This window comes from Cognatundibacterium aquatile, assembly GCF_014699135.1.
In the GTDB taxonomy this organism is placed as follows: Bacteria; Pseudomonadota; Gammaproteobacteria; order Burkholderiales; family Burkholderiaceae_D; genus Undibacterium; species Undibacterium aquatile.
This window is the reverse complement of record NZ_JACOFT010000002.1, coordinates 151,791-177,417: the sequence shown is the minus strand read 5'-3', so window position 1 is coordinate 177,417 and position 25,627 is coordinate 151,791. Positions and strand designations below refer to the sequence as shown.

Here is a 25,627-nt window from a genome sequence, read left to right as displayed (position 1 = left end):
GCAATAGGGGTTGTCAGCATTCACAACACATCAGGAAATTGTTTTTGCCAGCGCGAGCGCACTGAGGAAAGCATGCTCTACTCTGCCATTGCCTTCCAGTCCGGTCGCAAACCAATCGCCACAGACACCGATTCCCAGTTTGGCATCCCATAAGCAATCCTGCGCCAATGGATGCTCTGCCTGCGCAAAACGCCAGCGGTGTACGACCGCATAAATAGGCTGCACCCACGATCCGGTAGCTTCATGGAAGGCTTTTAATAATTTTTCCTTAGCGCGCTCGGGATCTTCCTCCAGATGTTCAAGACTCCATGCCGGTGTCGCATGCGCAACCCAGCGTTCGCCTACGCGGTGTTCTGGCTTGGAGGTATCTCTGGCTATCCAGCCAAGACGCGACTGATTGACCCATGCACCATCGTATGGCAGTTCCAGAGAATTCTGAAATCCCAGCATCATCGTCCAACAAGGCGCGAGCTTTGCCTGTGCCGCTTGTTTAGCGAATTTAGGCGCAACAGCAAGTAAAGGCACCGCCTGATCGGCCGGGATTGCCAGTACGACCGCATCAAACGGGCCCGCCGTCGCTGGAATCGCAACCGTATTTGACTGAATTTTGAGTAGCCAATGTTTGTCATGCTGCTCCAATCCGAGTACTTGTTGTTCTTTGCGGACATCCAGACCATGTGCCAGTTGCTTACCAAGTGCATTCATACCAGGCACGGCAACATAGCGCGTCGAACTGCGCCCCGCAGGCTTAGCATGTCCGGCATCCAGTGTTGCCAGACGCGCATCCCAGGCGGCAACCCAGCCCAGCTTTTTCCAATCGGTGACTTCTTTTTTAAAGCGGTCAGACGTCGCAGTGAAATACTGGGCGCCGTGATCAAAACCGCCAACCTCAGTTTGTCGTGTACTCATGCGCCCGCTGACACCCAGGCTTTTTTCGTACACGGTGACATGATGTCCCTGCGATTGCAATTGGCGAGCTGCGGTGAGTCCGGATAATCCGGCACCTACGATGGCGATATGCATAATTTCCCCTTTTCCAGACAATAAAAAACGCCCGCATCTGATTATTTGCGGGCGTTATTTCGAATCAAACCGGCATCAGGCGGTTACCTATTCTTCATTTTCGGCAACAGGCCAATCGCGGATATACGCTTTCAGCATTTTATTTTCAAAACTCTGCGCTTCGAGCACTGCACGCGCCACGTCGTAAAACGAAATCACGCCCATCAGCGTTTTTGCATCCATGACAGGCAGATAGCGTGAATGTTTTTCCAGCATCATGCGACGTACTTCGTTAACTTCGGTTTCCGGTGTGACCGTCATAGGATGATCGTCCATATATTTACGGACGGTACCGCTGCCCAGCGAACCCTTATTCGTATGAATCGCGCGAATCACTTCGCGGAAGGTCAGTATGCCAACCAGATCACCATATTCCATTACGACCAGAGAACCGATGTCTTTTTCTTCCATGACACTGATCGCATCTGCAATCGGCGTATCAGGTGTGATAGTGAAAAGGATGTTGCCTTTGACCTGAAGAATTTCCGAAACTTTCATGGGGCTCCCCTCCTGTGTATTCTGTTTTTTTAAAACTGTTTTCAATGTATCGCAAGCCATGCAAAAAATCCAGCAAGTTCAACATGAAAACGGAATTTCATTTTGCAGTCTTAATGGTAGCATTGGCTGATCACAATACGGAGACCAGAGTTTATGAGTGCCCCCCATTATCCCGGATTCGACACACTTTCTTTACATGCCGGTGCGACGCCCGACCCAACAACAGGCGCACGTGCGACCCCCATTTATCTGACGTCCTCATTTGCGTTTAAAGATTCGGATCACGCCGCATCGCTATTCAATATGGAGCGCGCCGGTCACGTGTATTCGCGTATTTCAAATCCGACCAATGCAGTACTGGAAGAGCGGATTGCGGCACTTGAAGGCGGAGTTGCCGGAATAGCCGTCGCCAGCGGACAAGCCGCATTGCATCTGGGTTTAACGACCATCGCCGGTGCCGGATCACATATCGTTGCTTCCCGTGCTTTGTATGGCGGCTCACAAAACCTTCTCGCCTATACCTTAAAACGCTTTGGCATAGAAACCACCTTCGTTGATCCGCGTGACCCGGACGCTTGGCGGGCGGCGATACGTCCAAATACTAAAACCTTGTTTGCTGAAACTCTCGGCAATCCCGGACTGGATGTTCTGAACATACCTTTGATCGCAGAAATTGCCCACGCACACGATTTACCGCTGATGCTGGATTCAACGTTTACCACGCCGTATTTATTACGTCCGTTTGATTACGGTGCTGATCTGGTTTTTCACTCCGCAACTAAATTTTTGTGCGGGCATGGCACTGCGATTGGTGGCTTACTGGTCGATGGCGGCACATTCGACTGGCAGAAAGCGTATGACAGAACCGGACGTTTTGCCGAGCTTTGCGAACCCTATGACGGCTTTCACGGCATGGTGTTTGCCGAAGAGTCGACTGTCGGCGCATTTTCCTTACGGGCACGACGCGAAGGATTGCGCGACTTCGGTGCCTGCATGAGCCCACATAATGCATTCGCTATCCTGCAAGGCGTAGAAACACTGGGCTTGCGCATGGACAGACATGTTGCCAATACCCGCAAAATCGTTGATTTTCTGGTAAAACATCCTGCTGTTGCTGCGGTTTCTTATCCGGAATTAGAAACACATCCTGACTACGAACTGGCAAAAACCCTGCTTCCCAAAGGTTGTGGAGCGGTTTTCTCGTTCAATCTGAAAGGTGATCGCGCTGCCGGCCAGCGTTTCGTTGAATCGCTGCATGTGTTTTCACATCTGGCGAACGTCGGCGATGCGAAATCGCTGGTGATACACCCGGCATCCACCACCCATTTCCGCGTCCCGGCAGAGCAATTGCAGGCCTCCGGCATTACGGAAGGAACACTGCGCTTATCTGTGGGTCTGGAAAACGTCGAAGACCTGATTGAAGACCTGACACGCGGCTTGAAAGCTGCTCAGAAAGGAGCCTGAGATGCTGTTTCAAATTCAAGGAAAAGACGCTTATTGCTACACCGGAGGTAAAACCTTCAATCCTGCGCTGCCAAGCATCGTGTTCATACACGGCGCACAGAATGATCATTCCGTCTGGGCCTTACAGTCCCGCTATTTCGCCCATCATGGTTATAACGTCCTCGCTGTTGATTTACCGGGACATGGCCGCAGCAAAGGCCAGGCGCTGAATAACGTAGAGCAGATGGCGACCTGGCTGATTGCTTTGCTTGATGCTGCCGGTATTGAGCGCGCCGCTCTGACAGGACACAGTATGGGCTCGCTGATTGCTCTGGAAGCCAGTTATCGGGCGCCTGACAGAGTCAGTCATCTCGCAATGATAGGTACAGCCTACCCGATGAAGGTATCAGACCTGCTTTTGAATGCGGCACGCGACGACGAGCAGGCTGCGATAGATATGGTGAACATCTGGTCACACAGCAGCATTGCGCATAAACCTTCCTGCCCTGGACCTGGATTTTCCGTCCTTGGCGGCAGCAAGAGGCTGATGCAACGCATTTCTGCCATCAACCCAGAGCTGGTTTTTTATACGGATTTTTTCGCCTGTAACACCTACAGCAACGGCGAAATCGCTGCGCAATCAGTCAGGTGTCCGACCTTATTCCTGCTCGGCAAAAAAGATCAGATGACCCCACCAAAAGCAATTGCAGGCTTGCGTAGTCTGATTTCTCAAAGCAAAACTTCCGTTATAGACAATTGCGGACACGACCTGATGGCAGAACAGGCCGATGCCGTGCTAGATACCTTATTCGATTTCGTGCGAGGTAGCTGAGTGTGGCGATGAATCTTGAAAGCTGGGCCTTGTTCACCGCGACAGAAGCGGCAATGTCACTCTCTCCCGGCCCGGCAGTCATGATGGTGGTTGCGGTTGGCATTGCGCGGGGCTGGAAAACATCTTTGTTTGTCACGTTGGGGATTTTGACTGCCAATGCGATTTACTTTGCGCTCTCGGCAACTGGTATCGGCAGCTTGCTGCTGACATCGCCGATGTTGTTCATGGGAATCAAGTATCTTGGTGCTGCCTATCTGGTCTATCTGGGCTTATCAGCAATACTGGGAAAACCCTCACCCATCAGCATCTCCAGACTGGATGGGCCGCCAAAAAAAGGAAGCCGCATCTTTTTCAGCGCTCTTAGCCTGCAATTGACCAATCCCAAGATCTTGCTGACTTTTGTAGCCATCCTGCCGCAGTTTATCGATCAGCATGAAGCCGTCGGTTTGCAAATGCTGATTCTGGCCATCTGCTCCATTATTCCTGAATTTTTTATTTTGCTGGGATACGGTGTGTTGGCAAGCAAAGCCAGCCATTGGGCGACACAAGAAAAATATGCAGTAATGACAGAGCGTATCGCAGGCGTACTGATATTGTGTGCTGCTACGCTGGTTGCCGCCGTCTGAAAAAAAGGGAGAATACCCTCTCCCTTTTTTCAGACATCTATTTCAATTCATAATCAACTGATTCTCAACTGACTCCCGACCATCAAAACTCTTCCCAGGCATCTGATGCCGCTTTTTTCTCAGGAGCAGTATCATTCACCTGCCTGAGTCTTTTAATACTTGAGGTCTGCGCCCTCACCACAGCAGCTTTTTTACCAGGCAAAGTCGTTGTTACACGCTTTGTGACGGGTTCAGTGCCCGCAAGCGGGATCGCTGTCATATTAGCGAGCTGAAATGTACTGACAAGCTGGCTGAGATGATCCGCCTCATTCTGCAACGCCGACGCTGAAGCTGCAGCTTGCTCCACCAATGCAGCATTTTGCTGCGTCACATCATCCATCTGAACGATTGCCTCATTGATTTGTTCGATGCCTGCGGTTTGCTCTTGCGTCGCCATCATGATTTCACTCATTATGCTGGTCACGCGCTGAATACTATTGACAATTTCGACCATGGTCGATCCCGCCTGATCAACCAATTTCGCACCAATTTCCACCTTACTGACCGAATCATCAATCAACTTTTTAATCTCTCTGGCAGCTTCAGCAGAACGCTGAGCAAGACTTCTCACCTCCGTAGCAACCACGGCAAAACCACGCCCCTGCTCACCTGCGCGAGCCGCCTCAACCGCAGCGTTCAGTGCAAGGATGTTGGTCTGAAAAGCAATACTATCAATCACCCCGATGATGTCGACAATCTTACGAGATGATTCGTTGATCGAGCCCATCGTCTGAACGACCTCGGCAACAACGGTACCGCCTTTAACCGCAACATCTGAAGCGGACACCGCAAGTTGATTTGCCTGACGCGCACTATCGGTGTTCTGCTTCACGGTTGACGTCAGCTCTTCCATTGAAGAGGCGGTTTCTTCCAGCGAGCTGGCCTGTTGTTCTGAACGGGAAGACAAATCCAGATTTCCTGACGCGATCTGCTTTGAAGCTGACGCTATCGTTTCAGTACCGGCGCGCACCATACCGACAATATCAGCCAGACCATCACGCATGACGCGCATTGCGTGCATAAGACTATGCTCATCGCCTGCGGCCAGTTGGATATCGACACTCAGATCCCCTGCGGCAATTTTTTCTGCAATTTTTACCGCATAACGTGGCTCGCCACCTAATTGCCTCAGCAGGCTACGGATAATCAGCCACGAAGCGAGCACACCAACCAGGATCGCCAACAGTCCCAATATGATCAGCATTTTTCGTGCGTCACGATAATCTGCTTCTGCTTTAATGACTGCTTCTTTATTCTCCTTTTCCTGATCTACGACAAAATCATTGATCAGTTCCCACCATTTCTTTTGTACCGGACGATATTCATAGCGCAGAAGCTTATAAGAATCATCTTTATTACCTTGCTGAATTAATTGCAGACTTTTAGCGATGAAAGGCTCAGATAATTTTGCCTGTTCGCGGATTTTATTTAATGAACTAAGTTGTGCGTCATTCGTCTCGCTATCCCGCTTCATGAGTTGCTCTAATTTATCCTCGGCCTCATGGTATTTTTTATTCTGGGCAGTAATACGATCAACTTCTATCTGTATCTCTTTTTGTTCAGTCAGCAATAACAAATTCCGCAACGCCAATGCTCTCTCAGTAACCGTCAGATACATACTCTGCGCCAACCGTATTTCCTCATCGTTAAAGTGAACGATTTGTTCCATCCGCTTATTCATCTGATGCAGATAGCTGATCCCCAACACGAGCACGATTAACAAACAACTCAATACCAGACCAAATCCGGCGGTTAAGCGACTTGATACCTTGGTGTCTTCAATTCTCATGATTTGTGTCTCCCGGTAATGAAATGAATACTGAAATACTCAATGTCTGGTACGGTGTAGCTCACTATCTGAATCGTTTTTTAATCGTCTGCTGTAGTCTGCTGTCATCTGCTTTCTATATACATTAATGTAATTTATTAATACTTGTAAATCTAATACCATATTTAATAACATATTAATATTTGTCAATTTAAATATGAAAATACGTCGCACGAAAATATTTTTGCCAGGATGATGTCTCCGTCCTGCATCAGATTTGCAAAGTGAACGTCATACAAATAAAAAAGCGCACCGTATAAACAATGCGCTTTTAAGGATGCAGCCAGGGACTGCTACAAAGAGGTGTTTTCTATCAGATCAGACAAGGAATTTTTCAATCCTCAATTCGCTATCTCTTCGGTTCACAAAGGGTGAGACATAGATACGTGCGGAATACCGGCTTCCATAAAGATCTCGCCATCGCGTGAAAATCCTTCTTTCACATAGAAATTTTCAGCTGTCTGTTGTGCATTCAGTCGCACGCCGGTATCTCCGCGCAGTTTTGCCTGCTCCATCAGGATACGCAGTATCTGCGCACCGACACCGGAATTGCGGGCGGACTCCAATACAGCCATACGACCAATATGACCGTCAGGCAGCAAACGGCCTGTGCCTATCGCCTGATTCTCTTCATCGTAAGCAACAGCATGCAGACACTGGGCATCCATCACATCCCATTCCAACTCAACAGGAATATGCTGCTCAATCACAAAAACAGAATAACGCACGGCCTGTGCGTCTTTTTGCAAGGTAGTCCAATCACCTAAAACAATGCGTGCGGGAGTCATCATAACAAGTCACTCTACTGGTTTCAATTTTTCAAAGCTGGTGATTATCGCACGCCAATCTGCCGGAAATGCAACTCCCTTGCGCAGTGTGGTATCGGCGTACACATAAGTTAATTCACCCGATATCAGATGTTCTTCACCCCGAAAAATTTCAATCAAAAACTGTATGGACGAGCGACCTATCGTCTGACAGCGCACGCCTATATCCAGCACATCATCAAACCTGGCAGATGCCAGATATTCTATGCCGGCCTTGCGGGCAAACAATTCTTTGCCTTCTTTGGCCTGCATGATTGCGCTGGGCAAACCTGTGGCGCGCCAGTATTCGGTGAAGGCGACATCGAAATAAGTCAGGTAATGCCCATTAAAAACAATCCCCTGCATATCGACTTCCGACCAGCGCACTCGTAAGGCATGAAAAAAAGCGAAATCGGATCTTGCCATGATAAATCTCTGTTAAAAATCACTACGGTGTATCGTTGTTGTGCATCCGCTGATGTCGCGGATGTACACACTCATTCTGCAAGAAACTGCCGTATCAGTTGATTGATGCGTTCAGGCTGCTCATGAATAATCCAATGCGAACCTTCAGCGATGCGTTCAACACGAACATCGGCAACGAAATCTTCGATGCCATTCAAAAGAGTTTTCGGCAAGGCTTTATCGTTCTCGCCCCAAATGATGCGGGTTGGCACATTCACTTTAAAATCATCCGGATTCAGATGTAATTGCAAAGGCCCCTGATTTTCAGCGGTGGGTGGGTGCAGCGGCGAGGCACGATAATAATTTACTCCGCCTGACAATCCCTTGCGCCAGCAATCGTGATACCGACCGCGGATTGCCTGGTCAAACCACGTCGCCTGCGACTGGCCCATACCGTTAAAAAATCCATCCATCAAGGCGAAATCATCTTTTGCCAGCGCGGTTTCAGAATCGGTTGCGCGCAGCCAGTTCATGTATTCGCTGGCGGACTTTTGTGCAGGATCGTTCGCCAGTGCCTGCATAAACAGATAAGGATGCGGAGAATTAATGATAATCAGTTTTTCTATCATCGCAGGTAAAGCGATGGCCATATTCCAACTGACAGCACCGCCCCAGTCATGCGCGACAACAATGGCTTTCTGATAGCCCAGATGCTGAATCAGTAAACGCAAATCATCGACAATATGTTTTGCTTTGTAGGCACTCAGATCGGCAGGCATATCGGATAAATTAAATCCTCGCAAATCTGGTGCGACTGCAAAATAATCACGACCAAATTCGGGTAACTGCGCAGCCCATTCATACCAGAATTCAGGAAAGCCATGGACAAATAAGATCAGCGGCTGCCCCTGCTCGCCAGCGCTGGCGTAATGCAGGCGGGTACCATTATCTAAAGTGGCAAATTGATTTCCCTTTATCGTTGCGGTCATCGTGTCTCCGGATCATCGGTAAATAAGAGCGTCGCGGTCAGCACCTGAGTCTGCGCTCTTCGTGCTCACAGCGACTTTTCCTGACTCATTTTTTTATTGATTTATACCTTCAGTTTTTCTCTGAGCATATCGCGGATATGCGGTGCCGCCTTGTATGGGTCACCCGGATTACGTTGCAAGACGATATCTTCCATGCGTTCCTGTACATTACTCAAGGCACCCGGATGCGAGAACACGTAAAACTGTTCATCGCTGATCGCTTTAAACGTATTTTCCGCGACTTCTTGCGCAGTCACTTTGCCGGAACTGACCGCTTTATCCGACATCGCCTGCGCGGCACGCTGACTGGCCGTTGGCGCTGCGCCAGGCACATCTTCCGGACGATTTCTGTGCGATTGTGAAATGCCGGTCGGTACAAAATAAGGGCACAACACTGAAGCGCCGATCGGTGCTGCAACCAGCTTCAGATCCTGATACAGAGATTCAGTCAACGAGACAACTGCATGTTTGGAAACGTTGTAGACAGCCATCGTCGGCGCGTTCAGCATCCCGGCCATTGATGCGGTATTCACGATATGACCTTGGTATTCCGGATCTTTTTTTGCACACTCCAGCATCAGATTGGTAAAGATGCGAACGCCATGGATCACGCCCCACAAATTCACGCCCAATACCCATTCCCAGTCAGCCTGGGTATTTTCCCAGACCAGACCACCGGAACCAACACCGGCATTATTAAAGACCAGGTGAACTGCACCGAATTTTTCCATCGCGGCATCCGCCAGCGCCTGCACCTGTTCGGCATGACGGACATCGCAACGCAACGCAATCACTTGCGCACCAAGCTGTTCCAGTTCAGCCTTAGTCTTATCCAATGCATCTTGCTGCACATCCGCCAGCACCAGCTTCATGCCCAGACGGGCACCGATCAATGCAAATTCATGACCAAAACCGCTGGCTGCACCTGTAATGACGGCCACTCTGTCTTTAAATACTTTCATTTTGTCTCCTGATTTTTACGAATGAAAATGGGATATCACTCCCTGATCACACAGTTGTTGAATTTATTTTTGAGTTTATTTTTGAGTTTATTTTTCAGTTCAGCTTAACGAGCTGCTTACCAAAATTCTGTCCTTTCAGAAGGCCGATAAATGCGTCCGGCGCTTGCGCAATACCTTCAGCGATAGACTCGCGGAATTTCAGTTTTCCGGTCGCCACCAGCGTCCCTAATTCTTTCAGACCTTGCGGCCATAAATCCATGTGTTCCGACACAATGAAACCGCGCATCGTCAGTCGCATCGTCAGAAATACACGCGCATTTTTAATAGCAATCGGCTCGCCGTTGTAGCCAGAAATCATGCCGCACATCGCAATACGGCCAAACGGATTCATGCGCGCCAGACTCGCATCAAATACTTCGCCGCCCACGTTTTCAAAAACGGCATCAATGCCATCCGGCGTTGCAGCAGCCAGATCGGCGTCCAGATTGCCGGCCTTATAATCCACGCAAGCATCAAACCCCAGCTCATTCACAACGTAAGCACATTTTTCGGCACCACCGGCAATGCCAACCACGCGGCAACTCATTTGTTTCGCCAACTGCCCGACCACACTGCCAACCGCGCCACTGGCAGCTGAAACGACAACAGTTTCACCGGCTTTCGGCTGCATGATTTGCGTCAGGCCATACCACGCGGTCAGGCCCGGCATACCGACAGCACCAAGATAAGCCGATAAAGGAATCGGCGACGCCGCATCGAGTTTGCGTAACAATGCGCCGTCGGATACCGCCACCTCAGTCCAGCCCAACATGCCCAGCACTTTGTCGCCAACAGCGAAGCGCGGATTGTTGCTGGCGATGATTTCGCCTACCGTGCCGCCTATCATGGTTTCATTTAAAGGCTGTGGTGCAGCGTAGCTTTTCGCTTCTTCCATACGACCACGCATATACGGATCGAGCGATAAGAAATGATTGCGGATTAAGACTTCGCCATCCTTGATTTCTGGTAGAGGCAAGGTCTCAAGACGGAAATTGTCTGCCTTGACGTTACCCTGTGGACGGGAAGCTAAAACGATACGTTGATAAGTAGAAGACATAAATTAATCTCACTTCATTAAATGATTAGCCAGCGCCTGAAACGCACGGTAAGTGACAGGATCACTCGCGCCATTCGCAGCGACTGGATGGGATGAAAATTTGACGATGACCATTTCAGCCACCGGATCAATATAAATACGCTGACCATGAATGCCGCGTGCTTCAAAGGTCTGATGGGCGTTATGTCCTACCCACCACATATTGCGATACGAATAGCCGGGCAGCGTTTTGTAGCCTGCCTGAGCAAACTTTGCCGGATCACCGCCTTTGCGAATATCTGCCACCACTTCCTGCGGGATAATCTGCTGACCGTTAAACTGACCGCCGTTACGCATCATTTCACCGAAACGCGCCATATCGCGCAGGGTCAGATTCAGACCGCCGCCGCCCTGCTCCGTGCCCAGACTATCGACCGCAAAATAGGCATCGTTTTCGGTACCCAGTTTCTGCCACAGACGTTCCGACATCAGATCAGACAAAGACTGGCCGGACGCGCGCCGTACTATCCATGCCAGCACTTCTGCGTTCACAGTCTTATAGGCGAAAGCCTGATCGTGTTCGCCCTCTTTTTTCAGTTTAGTCAGGAAATCGTAAAAATTCTTAGGCCCGCTGTAACCGGGTGCTGTCGGCAGCAAACCACCGGCGCGCGCGTAATCCCATATCTCAGCTTTCGGATCAGCGTAATTTTCGGAATACTGCACACCGATTGTCATATCCATGACCTGACGTACCGTTGCATCGGCATACGCGCTGTCCTTGAGCTCAGGGATATATTTCGTCACCGGATCAGCCGGATTAATTTTTCCTTCGGCTGCCAGCATGGCCGCTAAAGTGCCAACAAAAGATTTGGTGACAGACATCGCAATATGCGGCAAATAAGGTTTGCTGATACCGAAATATTTTTCGTAGATCACCTTCCCTTTATGCATGGCCAGCACACTGTCGGTGTAGGTATTCGCGAGCATATCCGCCCAGCGGATTTCGGTATTTTTACCGTCCTTGAAACGCAGATCATCGAGTGACTGCAATGCCTGCGGCAACACTGCAGCATGCCCGGCACCATGCCAGACATTCGCGGTGGGCCCCAGCTCACGGGAATGTGAGAACGACCAGCGGGTGCGCGGGAACTGATAGCTGCTGCCATTCGCAAACTGAACGAGCTTGTCAGGCGCGGGTGGAAAACCCTGCATCCAGCCCAGCTTTTGCGGGTCGGTGGCAGCGGGGTCGGGCAAGCTGCTCTGGGCGATGGCACTGCTGATACAGAGTCCGCCAAGTATCGTTGCCAGCGCTGTGGTGGTGAAAGTCTGCTGCATGTTGTCTCCTGTTTTTTTAGTTGGACTTGCAAGCACTGCTTTTACTTTTTACTTTTGTTTTTACTTTTGTTTTTGCTGAGAGTCAGTACGTTCACGCGGCTCAGGCTTCTTCGTCCTGTCACTCCTTACCACATTCGTCAGCTCAAACCTTTCTAGTCACTGCCGTATAACTTTTTCATGTTCTCACCCGACTTCAGGCGGCGCAGATATTTAAAAGTTCCCATCGCCTTCGCAACGAGCCTGTCGCCATTCCAGACTTCGCCCTCGCAAAAGCACATCGTCGTCGATTGATAAAAAGCTTTACCACGTGCCTCGATACGACCGCCGGCGACACCGCCCGGCTGCAGAAAACTGGTTTTCATTTCTACCGTGACGACGCCTTTCAGATCTTCATGCAGCGAACGCCCAGCCATGGCCATCACCACATCCAGCATCGTCATGATGACGCCGCCGTGAGTGATCTGCCAGCTGTTCATGTGGCGTTCCGTCAGATCGAGCGAAAGCCTGGCGTGACCATCTTCCATTTCCAGAAATTCGACCCCCAGATCATGCAGGAAAGGATTTAAGGTCTGGCTCGGCTGCTGTAATGCTTGCGCTGTTGGAGTTTCGCCGTTCATGCTTACACCGCCGACACACCGCCATCGACCGCCAGCGTCTGTCCGGTGATATGTTTGCCGGCATCCGAAGCAAACAACAGGGCAACCCCTTTCAGATCCTCGTCATCACCGATGCGTTGCAAAGGCGCTTCTTTGGCGATTTTTTCTTCGCCCAGATGTTCGAGCAAACCCTTGGTCATTTTGGATGGGAAAAATCCCGGTGCAATCGCATTCACGGTGATGCCATGCGCGCCCCATTCACCGGCCAGCGTGCGGGTGAAGTTGATCACGGCGGCTTTCGAGGTGTTATACGCAATCGTCTGCATCGTTCCCGGTGCATTCCCTGCCAGACCGGCAATCGAAGCGACGTTGATAATCCGCCCGGATTTGCGCGGTATCATGGAACGTTTACCGACCGCTTGCGACAGTAAAAAGATGCTGCGGATATTCAGATTCATGACTTTATCCCAGGCATCGACCGGATAATCTTCCGCCGGAGCACCCCAGGTGGCGCCAGCGTTATTGATCAGAATATCGATATGCCCAAGACGCTTTAAGGCTTCGTCCACCAGCGGCGTCACCGCTTCTTCTTTGGATAAATCTGCAGCGATGGCGCTGGCCTGAATACCACGGCTTTGCAAATGCGCAACGGCTTCATCCAGATCGGATTGCTTGCGCGAAGATAAAACGATGCTGGCGCCCTGCTCACCCAGCGCTTCCGCCATTTGCAAACCCAGACCACGGGAACCGCCTGTGATCAGAGCGGTTTTACCACTCAGATTGAATAATTGCTGAACTGTACGTGCTGTGCTCATCGGTCGTCTCCGTTTATGTCAAAATTTATGCCGAAATTTATGTCGAATTTATGCCGGAATTTGTTCAAAAAAATAAGATAAAAAGAGGATAAAGGGGGAGTATCCTTCAAAATCCCCTTTATCTCCTTATATTCATTGGGCTTTAAAATATACTCCCGGGAGTATTAAAACCAGTTATCTTGCATGTCGTAGGTCGTTGTATCGATGCTGGCGAGTAAATCCAGTTGCGGATGTACCTTCGGTAATTCCCACTGGAAGAAATATTTACACGCCTGCAGCTTACCGGCATAAAAGTCCGCGTCATGCGCATCCTCTTTATGCAGACTCAGCAACGCCTGCTCCAGCCATATCCACGCCAGCACGGTGTGACCGAAAGCTTCCAGATAGGCAGATGCGTTTGCCAGTGTCTTATTGGTGTCGCCACAAGCGTGCAATTGCTGCGTCACCTGCGCAAGACGCTGCAGCACCCGCGCCAGCGCTTTGTCGTAGGCTGCCAGTTCAGGATGCGTTGCGGCTTTTAACAGGGTTTTATGTATCGCCGTGCCCAGTGCTTCGAGCGCAGCGCCATCCTGCATCACGACTTTGCGGCCAAGTAAATCCAGCCCCTGAATGCCGTGCGTTCCCTCATGAATCGGATTCAGACGGTTGTCGCGATAAAACTGTTCGACGTTGTATTCACGGGTGTAGCCGTAGCCGCCATGCACTTGTATCGCGAGATTATTCGCTTCCAGACACCATTGCGAAGGCCAGGATTTAGCGATAGGCGTCAGGATTTCCAGCAACAGACTGGCGTTTTGCCGCGCTTCCGGCGTGGTGCCTGTGCGCTCTTCATCGACCAGCCGCGCGCAATACAAGGTCAACGCCAGACCGCCTTCGACATACGATTTTTGCGCCAGCAACATGCGTTTCACATCCGTATGCTGAATGATGGGCAACTGCGGTGCTGCCGGATCTTTGTTCAGTGGCGCGCGTCCCTGCGGACGATTACGGGCGTAATCGAGTGCGTGCAGATAACCGGTATAGCCCAGCATGACCGCACCAAGACCGACACCGATACGGGCTTCGTTCATCATGTGGAACATATTCGCAAGCCCGCGATGCAAAGTACCAACCAGGAAACCGATAGCACCGGCTTTGCCCTGCGGCTTGTACTTGCCTTCACCAAAATTCAGCAGGCAATTCGTGGTGCCACGATAGCCCATTTTGTGATTCAGGCCAGCCAGCACCACATCATTCCGCTCGCCCGGATTGCCCTGCTCGTCCAGCACGAACTTAGGAACGATAAATAAAGAAATACCTTTGACACCGGGAATCAGTTTTCCATTTTCATCCGGCACTTTTGCCAGCACAAGATGAATAATATTTTCTGACAGTTCGTGTTCACCGGCAGAGATCCACATCTTGTTACCGGTCAGTCTGAAACTGCCATCGGCCTGCGGCTCGGCACGGGTAACAATATCGGATAAGCTGGAACCGGCCTGCGGTTCAGACAGACACATGGTGCCGAAGAAACGCCCTTCCAGCATAGGTTTGACATACGACTCGATTTGTTCCGGCGTGCCGCATTTCAGCAAGGTGTTCGCGTTGCCTATCGTTAAAAACGGATAGGAGGCGGTACCAACATTGGCACCCTTGAAATACGCAAAACCGGCTTTTTCAACCACACAAGGCAGTTGCATACCGCCGAAATCAAAGTCCTGACCGGCGGCCAGTAAGCCCGCGTCGCGAAACGCGTTCAGCGCAGTTTTGACTTCGGGAATCATGTGCACTTTTTCGCCATCGAAATGCGGCTCGTTCTGGTCGCTTTTCTTGTTGTGGGTGGCAAATAAATCGGTGGCGATTTGTTCGCAGGTATCGAGCGCTGCGTTGAAGGTTTCGCGACTGTGCTCGGCAAAACGCGGGCGTTGATTGAGGGATTCGACATTCAGCCATTCGTACAACAGAAAATCGAGATCGCGGCGGGAGAGAATTTTGGATGACATGGCAGTTCCGGTGAAGTTTCGGAAAATGGTGATCAGACCTTGAATCAGACATTTAGTAAGACCATAAGGCAGTTCATGCGAGACAGCTTCAACGACACCGGCTCACATGAACGCCCAAGACCAGACTTTATCAGACGACTTCAAATAAACCGGCTGCGCCTTGTCCGCCGCCGATACACATCGTCACCACGACATACTTCACACCACGGCGTTTGCCTTCGATCAATGCATGACCCGTCAGACGCGCGCCGGACACACCGTAAGGATGGCCGACCGCAATCGCCCCACCGTTGACATTCAATCTGTCCATAGGAATACCGAGCTTGTCGGCGCAATACAAAACTTGTACCGCGAATGCTTCATTCAATTCCCACAAGCCGATGTCTTCTACTTTAAGTCCGGCTTTTTTCAACAGTTTAGGAATCGCAAACACAGGGCCGATACCCATTTCATCCGGTTCGCAACCAGCGACAGCGAAACCACGGAAAATACCCAGCGGTTGCAAGCCTTTGGCTTCAGCGACTTTACTGTTCATGACGATAGCAACCGAAGCGCCATCGGAAAACTGGCTTGCATTACCGGCAGAAATCACACCACCTGGAACAGCAGAACGGATTTTTGATACTGCTTCCAGTGTCGTGTCTGCGCGAATGCCTTCATCCGCCGCGATCGTAACTTCACGTGTGACGAGCATGCCGGTTGTTTTATCGGCGACACCCATGGTGGTCGTCATCGGCACGATTTCAGCGTTGAACAGGCCGGCCGCTTGCGCTGCTGCTGCACGTAACTGGCTTTGCACGCCGTATTCATCCTGACGTTCGCGGGAAATGTTGTAACGCTTGGCGACTGTTTCTGCAGTCTGCAACATCGGCCAGTAAACTTCTGGCTTGTGCTGCTTCAACCAGGGTTCCACCAGCATGTGCGTGTTCGCTTCATTTTGTACGCAGGAAATAGACTCAACACCGCCAGCAGCATAAATATCACCTTCACCGGCAATAATGCGCTGCGCTGCCATCGCGATTGTTTGTAAACCGGACGAGCAAAAACGATTCACAGTCATGCCGCTGGTCGTGACCGGGCAACCGCCACGCAATGCGATCTGACGGGCGATATTGCTGCCAGTCGCACCTTCAGGTGTCGCACACCCCATGATGACATCTTCCACTTCTGCTGAATCGATACCAGCGCGGGATATCGCTGCGGCTAACACATGCCCACCGAGAGTGGCGCCATGCGTCATATTAAAAGCCCCTTTCCAGGACTTAGCTAAACCAGTGCGGGCGGTAGAAACAATAACTGCATCATTCATGAGGTGTCTCCTGTGAGTTGAATTTTAAGTAATTCTTGGTGCTACTAAAAACTGACTACTGAAAAACGGATCTGCACAACCTGAGCAGGTAATGCACCTGCAAATACTGTCCCGTTACTACATTCCTCTCTGCGTACAGCCACATTAAGACGCAGCAATGCAGATAAAAACGGAAGCGGAATAGATTGCTTGCGAAGCAGAATAGCATAATTTAGTACGACCGTTCGCAAAATTTTCAGCTTATTTTATTCCTATTTTCCCGGCAAAAAATCAGCGAAAAAATTTTCACTCTTGTAAGTTTCTGTAAGTTTGAAGAAAGCATGCCGTAAGTTTCAGCTTGCACACTCAAGTTGTGCAAAAAATGTCAGAAGTTCTATTTCCACCTATGACAGGCTTTGCCAACATACTTTATATATATAAAACATAAATCAGGAGACAAGCATGGCGACAGCACCTATTGCAACGTCAAGCGGAATGACAGCGGAAGAGCGCAAAGTAATTTTTGCATCTTCTCTGGGGACCGTTTTTGAATGGTATGACTTTTATCTGTATGGCTCACTGGCAGCCATCATCGCTAAGCAATTCTTTGCTGGCACCGATCCTAACACTGCGTTCATTTTTGCCTTGCTGGCATTCGCCGCCGGCTTTATCGTCCGCCCTTTCGGCGCGTTGGTATTCGGTCGCCTCGGCGACATGATAGGCCGTAAATACACTTTCCTGGTCACGATTCTGATCATGGGTGGTTCCACCTTCTGCGTCGGCCTGCTACCAGGCTACGCAAGCTGGGGAATTGTCTCGCCGATCATTCTGGTCTCTTTGCGTATTCTGCAAGGTCTGGCACTCGGTGGCGAATACGGCGGTGCGGCAACTTACGTTGCGGAACATGCTCCGCATGACAAGCGCGGTGCTTACACTGCATGGATACAAACCACAGCAACACTGGGCTTGTTCCTGTCATTGATGGTGATTCTTGGTACTCGTCAGGCAATCGGCGAAGAAGAATTCGCTTCATGGGGCTGGCGCGTTCCGTTCCTGGTGTCTGTGTTCCTGCTGGCGATTTCCGTCTGGATTCGCTTGTCCATGAACGAGTCGCCAGCGTTCGCGAAAATGAAGGCTGAAGGCAAAACTTCGAAAGCACCATTGACTGAATCTTTCGGCCAATGGAAAAACCTGAAAATCGTTATTCTGGCGCTGGTTGGTCTGACAGCTGGTCAGGCAGTGGTTTGGTACACAGGTCAGTTCTACGCTCTGTTCTTCCTGCAACAAACATTGAAGGTCGATGGAGCGACAGCGAATCTGCTGATCGCCGCATCTCTGGTTATCGGTACACCGTTCTTTATCGTGTTCGGTTCACTGTCCGATAAAATTGGTCGTAAGCCTATCATTCTGGCTGGTTGCCTGATTGCTGCAGTAACTTACTTCCCGATTTTCAATGCGCTGACACACTACGCAAATCCAGCATTGGAATCTGCATTGAAAAATGCGCCAGTGGTTGTGACTGCTGATCCTGCTGATTGCCAATTCCAGTTCAACCCGACAGGCACGAAGAAATTCACTTCTTCCTGCGATATCGTGAAAGCGAAACTGGCAGCAGCATCTGTGAACTACTCCAATGAAATAGCGCCCGCTGGCACAGTTGCATCCGTTAAAGTCGGTGACAAAGTCATTACTTCTTTCAACGCAACAAGCTTGCCAAAAGAAGAAGCTGCAGCAAAAGATAAAGCATTCTCCAAAGAACTGGCTGATGCAATCAAAGCTGCCGGCTACCCTGCCAAAGCTGATCCTAAACAGATCGATAAGCCGATGGTCTTGGTGTTACTGGTCATTCTGGTGATCTATGTCACGATGGTGTACGGCCCTATCGCAGCGATGCTGGTAGAAATGTTCCCAACACGCATACGCTACACATCCATGTCCTTGCCTTACCATATCGGTAACGGCTGGTTTGGTGGTTTGCTGCCGACAACTGCGTTTGCACTGGTGGCATTCAAAGGCGATATTTACTACGGCCTCTGGTACCCGATCGTAATTGCATTGATGACGTTTGTGATTGGCGCCTTGTTCATCAAGGAAACCAAAGATAACGATATTTACGCTGACGATTAAGTCTCAAAACGGGCAAGTAATTGCGCGATAACCTACCGGTAAAAAGAGAAAGCCGCCCAATAATTTGGGCGGCTTTTTTATTCTGTCACGGCTTATTCCAGTAGCACTGAAAAAAATTACAACTGATAATCCATCATGAGTTGTGCCTGTTGATCAGCAACTTTTAATGTGGCCGCACTGCCGACAACCAGACTTGCGCGATCAGGAATATGCCCGAAAGGTAAGCCTGTAATCACCGGCACATCGACGACACTGCGCACGTAGTTGAGCATCTCAGAAAAATCGTAGCCACGATCATGCGCGGCCAGCTGATAGCCAGAAAAATCACCTAATACGATCGCTTTTTGCTTTTCAAGAATACCTGCAAAATGCATTTGCAACAGCATGCGCTCTACGCGGTACGGATGTTCACCTATATCTTCCAGAAACAATATTCCATCTTCAATCTCTGTCCAGTATGGCGTTCCTATGATATGGGTCAGCATCGCCAGATTGCCACCCCACAAACGCCCCTGCACTTCAATTGCAGACGACTCCGCACAAGAAAACCCGACCTGATGACGCTGATGAGAAATGCACTGAATGAATTGCGATAAGGTGTATTCCGACAGTTTGTCACTGGTGAAATCGCCGTACAGCATAGGCCCGGCAATACTGAGTCTTCCGCGCGCCAGCATAGCCTGATGCATTAAGGTGAAATCGCTGTAACCGACAAACACCTTGCCGCTATTCGCCAACAAATCGAGGTCCAGATGCGGCAACAGCCGTGAAAAACCATAGCTGCCGCGCAACGCCATCACGATACTGACATCAGGGTTACTTGCTGCTGCGTGTAACTGCGCGACACGTTGCTCATCACTACCACCGAAACGCTGAAATCGTTGTTCTGGCTGATAATAACTCTGCACGACAAAACCTTGCCGCTGCAGAGTGTCGAGACCGCGGACAACCGCAGCATCATCGAGTGGCCCACCACTTGGTGCGACGACAGCAATGCCAACCGGTGCTTTTAATGTAGGAAGTGTGAATTGCATGGTGATCGGCTATTCAGGGACAGAGGACGATACGCTCGCCCTCGCTTGTAATTTCTGTGCCGCTGCCGCCTGGCGACGGCTGGCAAAAAAATCTTTTAACAGTGCCGCACATTCGTCAGCGAGCACGCCTGGCGTCACTTGGGTATGATGGTTCAACTGCGTCTGATCAAAGAGATTCAATAACGATCCGGCGACCCCGGTTTTCGGATCCCGTGCAGCGAAAATCACACGGGACAATCTCGCATGCATCATCGCGCCGGCACACATCACGCAAGGCTCCAAAGTGACGTATAGCTCGCATCCGGGCAAACGGTAATTGCCGAGTACATCTGCGGCAGCGCGCAAGGCCATGATTTCGGCATGCGCGGTAGGATCATGATCCACAATCGGACGGTTGTAGCCCGTTGCGATCACCACGCCCTCTTTTACCACCACAGCGCCGACCGGCACTTCCCCGGCAGCCCATGCAAGCTTTGCCTGCTCGTAAGCCAGACGCATAAATGCAATATCCGACTCAGCTTGCATGGTCGTCAACGCATCAGTCACGATCAGCCGTCTATCTCTGCCCAGCAATTAGGCGTTTCGTACAGAGTCACTTTGGTCAGTTTCAGACTACGACCAAAGCGGTCATGGTAGACATCTTTGAGAATATCAAAAGCGATCTTCGCGAGGTTTTCAACGGTAGGAACGCGATCAATCACGACCGTTTTATGATCGGGAAGCTGCGCAAGAAAATTCTTAATCACATGATCGTTTTCATAAACGATAAAGGAATGATCCCACAGACCCACCAGATGCTGATTCGCCAGCGCCTTGATATCGCCAAAATCCATAATCATGCCGTTATCGGACTCGCCGTCCTGTTGCACCACATCGCCAGTCAGCGTGATTTGTAAAGTATAGCGGTGACCGTGCAAATTACGACACTGGCTGCTGTGATCGGGAATACGATGGCCTGCATCGAATTCCATTTTTCGGGTAATCGTTAACATGTAAAGCTTAAGGAATTTGTAGAAGTTTATGTGTCTGTAAGCTCAGCTTCCATTGCGGATGCTGTTTGCAGAAATCAATTGCGCGGCGCAGATTATCGTCTCTTAATGGCCCATCCATCGCTTGCACGAAGTAATGTTCAAAATCAAGATTACCGTATGTCGCCATGTTTTGCCCGATTTGCGGAATCACGACCTTAATTTCATTGCCCTTGCGAACTACAAGCTCCGAGCCCATTTTGGGACTCACGCAAATCCAGTCAACGCCTTCAGGTACAGACAAGGTGCCATTGGTTTCAATCGCAATTTCAAAGCCAACAGCATGCATCGCCGCAATCAGGCCTGCATCGAGTTGCAGTAACGGTTCGCCACCAGTGAACACCACATATTTGCTGGCTGTATACGAAGTTGGCCACAAGGCATTAATCGCTGCAGCCAGATCTTGTGCAGATTTAAATTTACCGCCACCAACACCGTCAGTGCCGACGAAATCCGTATCACAAAACTGACAGACCGCTGATGCGCGATCTTCTTCCCTGCCCGTCCATAAATTGCAACCGGAAAAACGGCAAAACACTGCAGGACGACCGGCATGATTGCCTTCGCCCTGCAAAGTGTAAAAAATTTCTTTGACGCTATAGGTCACGTCTTATTCCCACTCAATTGTTGCTGGCGGTTTGCCGGAAATATCGTAGACAACACGATTGATGCCACGCACTTCATTGATAATCCGGTTGGAAACCTTGCCCAATAACTCGTGCGGCAGATGTGCCCAGTGGGCGGTCATGAAATCCTGCGTCTGAACCGCACGCAATGCGACAACGTAATCGTAAGTGCGACCATCGCCCATCACGCCTACCGATTTCACTGGCAGGAAAACCGCGAATGCCTGACTAGTCGCGTCATACCAGTTGACTGGTTTTTCAGCGTTTGGATCAACGAAGTTCGTGCGTAATTCCTCGATAAAAATAGCATCGGCTTTACGCAGCAGATCGGCAAATTCTTTTTTGACTTCGCCAAGAATGCGCACACCGAGACCAGGTCCAGGGAACGGATGACGATATACCATGCCATGCGGCAGACCCAGCGCAACACCGAGCTTACGCACTTCGTCTTTGAACAGTTCGCGCAGTGGCTCCAGCAGTTTCAGATTCAGCGTATCCGGCAAACCACCAACGTTGTGATGGCTCTTGATGGTATGCGAACCTTTTTTTCCCTTGCCAGCACTCTCGATCACGTCAGGATAAATCGTGCCTTGCGCCAGCCATTTGGCATTGCTCAGTTTGGCTGATTCTGCCTGGAACACCTCAACGAATTCACGGCCAATAATTTTACGTTTCGCCTCAGGATCGGTAACACCGGTCAGGTGGCCCATGAACTGCGCAGTCGCATCAACGTGAATTACTTTGACACCGAGGTTTTTGGCGAACATGTCCATCACCATCTTGCCTTCATCAAGACGCAGCAAGCCGTGATCAACAAACACGCAAGTCAGCTGATCACCGATCGCGCGATGAATCAGCGCGGCAGCAACACTGCTGTCAACGCCACCGGACAAGCCGAGGATCACTTCATCGGTACCAACCTGAGCGCGGATTGCGGCGACGGCTTCGGCGATGTAATCCGGCATATTCCAGTCAGATTTGCAGCCACAGATTTCATGTACAAAACGGCCAATAATTGCCTCACCTTGCACAGTGTGCGTGACTTCCGGATGGAACTGGACGGCATAGAAACGGCGATCTTCGTCCGCCATTGCTGCAATCGGGCAGTTATCCGTTGATGCCATCAGCTTGAAACCCGGTGGCATTTCATTGACTTTATCGCCGTGACTCATCCAGACCTTCAGCATGCCGTGGCCTTCAGGTGTCACGAAATCATTGATACCGTTTAACAATGCTGTATGGCTGCGGGCACGGACTTCAGCGTAACCAAATTCACGTACCAGACCATTTTCTACTTTACCGCCAAGTTGCTCTGCCATGGTTTGCATACCGTAGCAGATACCCAGCACCGGTACACCGGCGTCGAATACAGCCATCGGTGCGCGTGGTGTATCACCTTCGGTTACACTGCTAGGGCCACCTGACAGGATGATGCCTGCAGCGCCGTAATTGCGGATAAATTCATCGCTGACATCGTAAGGATGAACTTCAGAAAAAACACCGGCATCGCGGACACGGCGAGCGATCAATTGAGTGACTTGAGAGCCAAAGTCGAGAATAAGAATTTTTGAGTGCATAAATCAAATCATCATGTCAGGTTGCCCGGGCGTAGCCTGTACAACAGTATTGTTTCCTGCTCTCTTTGCCGAGAGCAGGGCTTTTTCAGCTAAGCTGATTAATATTTCCGGATCTGCATCAGGGTACACATCAGTCGATGCCAATCCAACGCAAACCGTCAATGAAACTTCCGCGTTTTCTATCCATTCGGAATGCATCATGACTGACAGTCTGATTCTTTCTGCAACTGCCATCACGACCAAACGCGATGCACCAGGCAACACAATCAGAAACTGATCGTTGTCAAACCGCCCTAAAGCATCAAATGGACGAATACAAGAACGAATACGGCTCACCATTCGCACCAAGATCTGATCAGTCAGAACCATGCCGTGTTTTGCCCGTAATTCAGCAATCTGATCCGGCAGTAAAAACAACAAGGACATTGGTTTGCCCGAATTGGCACAGCGTTCCATTTCCAGACGCAAAGAACGTATGATCGCAGGCTTGTTCCAGGTGCCGAGCAAGGGATCAACCAAGGTATCCCGCTTTAAGCGCCGGTTCTGCTTCATCAATTCAAGTTGATTCTGGCAAACGGCGCTCAACGCCAATTCCCGCTCGACCATAATCGCGAGATCAGCCAACAACAAGCGCTGCTCATCATCAAAAATGTGTGGCTGATAATCCAGCAAACGCAAACACGCCACCAGTTTGCCATCCTGACCGTAAACAGGAAACGAAGCAAAAAACCGGATCATTGGTGGGCCAGCAACAAAGCGGTGCTGCCCGAATTCGCCATGAACATTAAGGTCAGACAGAACCAACACTTCGTCACTCAATGGGAATTCGTCAGAAAACGCAGCTTCCATTTCAGTGATGGAACGCTCAGTAAGACCGGAGCGACCAACAACGCGACCAAATGTCACAAAACAATTGGCAACATCAAACAGCCCCATGCCCACACGTTCAAAGCGGGCAATTTTTGCTTCAAATTTTTCAGCTAATATTTTACTGAAACCAGAATTAACCTGAAGCGTTGTCAAACCAAAATCTGTCGAATTCAAAGACATGCAACACCCCAGGCGTATCGTTCAGATATCAATCGGCGCGATAATTCGGAGCTTCTTTCGTAATCTGCACGTCATGCACATGCGACTCACGCATACCGGCAGAAGTGATTTCAACAAACTCAGCTTTAGTCCGAAGATCTTCAATCGTCGCGCAACCACAATATCCCATCGATGAACGGACGCCACCGACCAGTTGATACAGAATCGCCAGCACGCTGCCTTTATATGCAACACGACCTTCAATACCTTCAGGCACCAGCTTATCTGCGTTATTTGCCGCATCCTGAAAATAACGGTCGGCAGAACCATCCGCCATAGCACCCAGACTACCCATGCCGCGATAGGATTTATAGCTACGTCCCTGGAATAGAATCACCTCACCCGGTGCTTCTTCCGTACCAGCGAACATACTACCCATCATCACGGTTGACGCACCTGCCGCCAATGCTTTGGACACGTCACCAGAGAAGCGGACACCACCGTCAGCAATACACGGCACACCTGTTCCTTTGAGTGCATTTGCCACATTTGCAATCGCTGTGATTTGCGGCACACCAACACCAGCAACGATACGCGTCGTGCAAATAGAGCCAGGGCCGATGCCGACTTTAACCGCATCTGCACCGTGTTCAACCAGCGCAAGCGCAGCCGCAGCCGTGGCGATATTGCCACCGATAACTTCAATATGCGGGTAATTGTCTTTCACCCAGCGAACACGATCCAGCACACCTTTAGAATGACCGTGCGCAGTATCGACAACAATCACGTCCACACCCGCTTTAGCCAGCAGATCGATACGTTCTTCGTTATCGACACCAACGCCAACCGCTGCACCCACGCGCAATTTCCCATGCTCATCTTTCGATGCAAATGGATGTTCTGTCGACTTCTGAATGTCTTTAACGGTAATCAGGCCACGTAACTCGAAAGCGTCATTCACAACTAAAACGCGTTCAAGGCGATGTTTATTCATCAACCGTTTTGCTTCCGCCAGGTCGGCCGTCTCATTGACACACACCAGCTTTTCACGCGGAGTCATTTTGGTGCGGGCTTCCGCATCCAGCTCCTGCTCAAAACGCAGATCGCGATTAGTGATAATACCAACGACAACTTTACCTTCAACGACAGGAAAACCACTGATACCGTGTTGTTGAGACAAGGCAATCACTTCACGGATTTTCATACCAGGTGGAATCGTGATCGGATCACGCAACACCCCGGATTCAAAACGTTTCACCTTCGCCACTTCACGCGCTTGCTCTTTGGCGGTAAGGTTTTTATGGATGATACCAATACCACCCTCCTGCGCCATGGCAATCGCCAGTCTGGCTTCAGTAACGGTATCCATAGCAGCAGAAACCAACGGTATATTCAAATGAATATTACGCGTCAATTTAGTCGCAAGAGAGGTATCTTTCGGGAGAATGTCCGAATATGCTGGAACGAGGAGCACGTCATCGAACGTGAGTGCTTTTTGAAGTAAACGCATACTATTTCCTATAGGCGCAAAAGCGAATTATACAGAAAACTTGCGAAGTAGTCTCGCTACGTGTAAAACTCTTGCA

24 protein-coding genes are annotated in these 25,627 nt (G+C 50.2%); 4 read left to right on the top strand and 20 right to left on the bottom strand.

Annotation, left to right across the window (positions count from 1 at the left end):
• Positions 1-30 precede the first annotated feature (30 nt).
• Positions 31-1,023 carry an NAD(P)/FAD-dependent oxidoreductase gene (locus tag H8K26_RS05210; RefSeq protein ID WP_190477878.1) on the bottom strand — a complete coding sequence of 331 codons (993 nt, stop codon included), beginning with the start codon at positions 1,021-1,023 and terminating at the stop codon, positions 31-33.
• A gap of 87 nt (positions 1,024-1,110) precedes the next feature.
• Positions 1,111-1,560 carry a CBS domain-containing protein gene (locus H8K26_RS05205; RefSeq protein ID WP_186885470.1) on the bottom strand — a complete coding sequence of 150 codons (450 nt, stop codon included), beginning with the start codon at positions 1,558-1,560 and terminating at the stop codon, positions 1,111-1,113.
• A gap of 153 nt (positions 1,561-1,713) precedes the next feature.
• Here H8K26_RS05205 and H8K26_RS05200 point away from each other — a divergent pair, with 153 nt between their 5' ends.
• From H8K26_RS05200 to H8K26_RS05190, 3 genes are read left to right on the top strand one after another with little or no spacing between them, the layout of a single operon-like run.
• Positions 1,714-3,024, top strand: a complete 1,311-nt coding sequence (locus H8K26_RS05200) for an O-acetylhomoserine aminocarboxypropyltransferase (protein ID WP_190477876.1) — start codon at positions 1,714-1,716, stop codon at positions 3,022-3,024.
• Position 3,025: 1 nt separating this feature from the next.
• On the top strand, positions 3,026-3,835 hold the full coding sequence (locus H8K26_RS05195) for an alpha/beta fold hydrolase (protein WP_190477875.1): 810 nt from the start codon (positions 3,026-3,028) through the stop codon (positions 3,833-3,835).
• A gap of 8 nt (positions 3,836-3,843) precedes the next feature.
• On the top strand, positions 3,844-4,461 hold the full coding sequence (locus tag H8K26_RS05190; protein WP_190477873.1) for a LysE family translocator: 618 nt from the start codon (positions 3,844-3,846) through the stop codon (positions 4,459-4,461).
• Positions 4,462-4,543: 82 nt separating this feature from the next.
• Here the strand turns inward: H8K26_RS05190 and H8K26_RS05185 are convergent, their stop codons facing one another.
• The 11 genes from H8K26_RS05185 to H8K26_RS05135 all read right to left on the bottom strand — a co-directional run bounded on the left by H8K26_RS05185 (position 4,544) and on the right by H8K26_RS05135 (position 16,641).
• Complete coding sequence (locus H8K26_RS05185) at positions 4,544-6,289, bottom strand: methyl-accepting chemotaxis protein (RefSeq protein WP_190477871.1); 1,746 nt, start codon at positions 6,287-6,289, stop codon at positions 4,544-4,546.
• A gap of 401 nt (positions 6,290-6,690) precedes the next feature.
• Positions 6,691-7,119, bottom strand: a complete 429-nt coding sequence (locus H8K26_RS05180; RefSeq protein WP_317889246.1) for a GNAT family N-acetyltransferase — start codon at positions 7,117-7,119, stop codon at positions 6,691-6,693.
• Positions 7,120-7,125: 6 nt separating this feature from the next.
• Entirely contained in the window at positions 7,126-7,560 is a 435-nt protein-coding gene (locus H8K26_RS05175; protein ID WP_186897281.1) for an acyl-CoA thioesterase, read from the bottom strand.
• Positions 7,561-7,631: 71 nt separating this feature from the next.
• The gene (locus tag H8K26_RS05170; RefSeq protein ID WP_190477870.1) at positions 7,632-8,528 is read right to left on the bottom strand and encodes an alpha/beta fold hydrolase; all 897 of its coding nucleotides are present in this window, start codon (positions 8,526-8,528) and stop codon (positions 7,632-7,634) included.
• A 101-nt stretch (positions 8,529-8,629) separates the two neighbouring features.
• Complete coding sequence (locus H8K26_RS05165; protein WP_190477868.1) at positions 8,630-9,529, bottom strand: SDR family oxidoreductase; 900 nt, start codon at positions 9,527-9,529, stop codon at positions 8,630-8,632.
• A gap of 94 nt (positions 9,530-9,623) precedes the next feature.
• Complete coding sequence (locus H8K26_RS05160; RefSeq protein WP_190477866.1) at positions 9,624-10,625, bottom strand: NADP-dependent oxidoreductase; 1,002 nt, start codon at positions 10,623-10,625, stop codon at positions 9,624-9,626.
• A 9-nt stretch (positions 10,626-10,634) separates the two neighbouring features.
• Complete coding sequence (locus tag H8K26_RS05155) at positions 10,635-11,939, bottom strand: serine hydrolase domain-containing protein (RefSeq protein WP_190477864.1); 1,305 nt, start codon at positions 11,937-11,939, stop codon at positions 10,635-10,637.
• A gap of 152 nt (positions 11,940-12,091) precedes the next feature.
• Positions 12,092-12,556 carry a PaaI family thioesterase gene (locus tag H8K26_RS05150; protein WP_190477862.1) on the bottom strand — a complete coding sequence of 155 codons (465 nt, stop codon included), beginning with the start codon at positions 12,554-12,556 and terminating at the stop codon, positions 12,092-12,094.
• A gap of 2 nt (positions 12,557-12,558) precedes the next feature.
• Positions 12,559-13,350 carry an SDR family oxidoreductase gene (locus H8K26_RS05145; RefSeq protein WP_190477861.1) on the bottom strand — a complete coding sequence of 264 codons (792 nt, stop codon included), beginning with the start codon at positions 13,348-13,350 and terminating at the stop codon, positions 12,559-12,561.
• Positions 13,351-13,514: 164 nt separating this feature from the next.
• Positions 13,515-15,332 carry an acyl-CoA dehydrogenase gene (locus H8K26_RS05140; RefSeq protein WP_190477859.1) on the bottom strand — a complete coding sequence of 606 codons (1,818 nt, stop codon included), beginning with the start codon at positions 15,330-15,332 and terminating at the stop codon, positions 13,515-13,517.
• A 130-nt stretch (positions 15,333-15,462) separates the two neighbouring features.
• Entirely contained in the window at positions 15,463-16,641 is a 1,179-nt protein-coding gene (locus H8K26_RS05135; protein ID WP_190477857.1) for an acetyl-CoA C-acyltransferase, read from the bottom strand.
• A gap of 441 nt (positions 16,642-17,082) precedes the next feature.
• On the opposite strand from H8K26_RS05135, the gene H8K26_RS05130 reads away from it, so the two are divergent.
• The gene (locus H8K26_RS05130) at positions 17,083-18,747 is read left to right on the top strand and encodes an MFS transporter (RefSeq protein ID WP_190477855.1); all 1,665 of its coding nucleotides are present in this window, start codon (positions 17,083-17,085) and stop codon (positions 18,745-18,747) included.
• Positions 18,748-18,863: 116 nt separating this feature from the next.
• Here the strand turns inward: H8K26_RS05130 and H8K26_RS05125 are convergent, their stop codons facing one another.
• The 7 genes from H8K26_RS05125 to guaB are packed head-to-tail and all read right to left on the bottom strand — an operon-like array spanning position 18,864 to position 25,551.
• A complete protein-coding gene (locus H8K26_RS05125; RefSeq protein ID WP_190477852.1) occupies positions 18,864-19,781 on the bottom strand; it encodes an LD-carboxypeptidase in 918 nt (305 codons plus the stop codon).
• Between the two features lie 9 nt (positions 19,782-19,790).
• Entirely contained in the window at positions 19,791-20,306 is a 516-nt protein-coding gene (gene tadA, locus H8K26_RS05120) for a tRNA adenosine(34) deaminase TadA (protein WP_190478780.1), read from the bottom strand.
• Positions 20,307-20,329: 23 nt separating this feature from the next.
• A complete protein-coding gene (gene queD, locus H8K26_RS05115) occupies positions 20,330-20,773 on the bottom strand; it encodes a 6-carboxytetrahydropterin synthase QueD (RefSeq protein ID WP_186885486.1) in 444 nt (147 codons plus the stop codon).
• A gap of 7 nt (positions 20,774-20,780) precedes the next feature.
• Entirely contained in the window at positions 20,781-21,416 is a 636-nt protein-coding gene (gene queE / locus H8K26_RS05110; protein ID WP_190477850.1) for a 7-carboxy-7-deazaguanine synthase, read from the bottom strand.
• Between the two features lie 3 nt (positions 21,417-21,419).
• A complete protein-coding gene (guaA, locus tag H8K26_RS05105) occupies positions 21,420-23,012 on the bottom strand; it encodes a glutamine-hydrolyzing GMP synthase (RefSeq protein ID WP_190477849.1) in 1,593 nt (530 codons plus the stop codon).
• Positions 23,013-23,015: 3 nt separating this feature from the next.
• Positions 23,016-24,062: a GGDEF domain-containing protein gene (locus H8K26_RS05100; protein ID WP_186897270.1), complete on the bottom strand. Its 1,047-nt coding sequence runs from the start codon at positions 24,060-24,062 to the stop codon at positions 23,016-23,018.
• Between the two features lie 28 nt (positions 24,063-24,090).
• On the bottom strand, positions 24,091-25,551 hold the full coding sequence (gene guaB / locus H8K26_RS05095; protein ID WP_186897269.1) for an IMP dehydrogenase: 1,461 nt from the start codon (positions 25,549-25,551) through the stop codon (positions 24,091-24,093).
• Between the last annotated feature and the right edge of the window lie 76 nt (positions 25,552-25,627).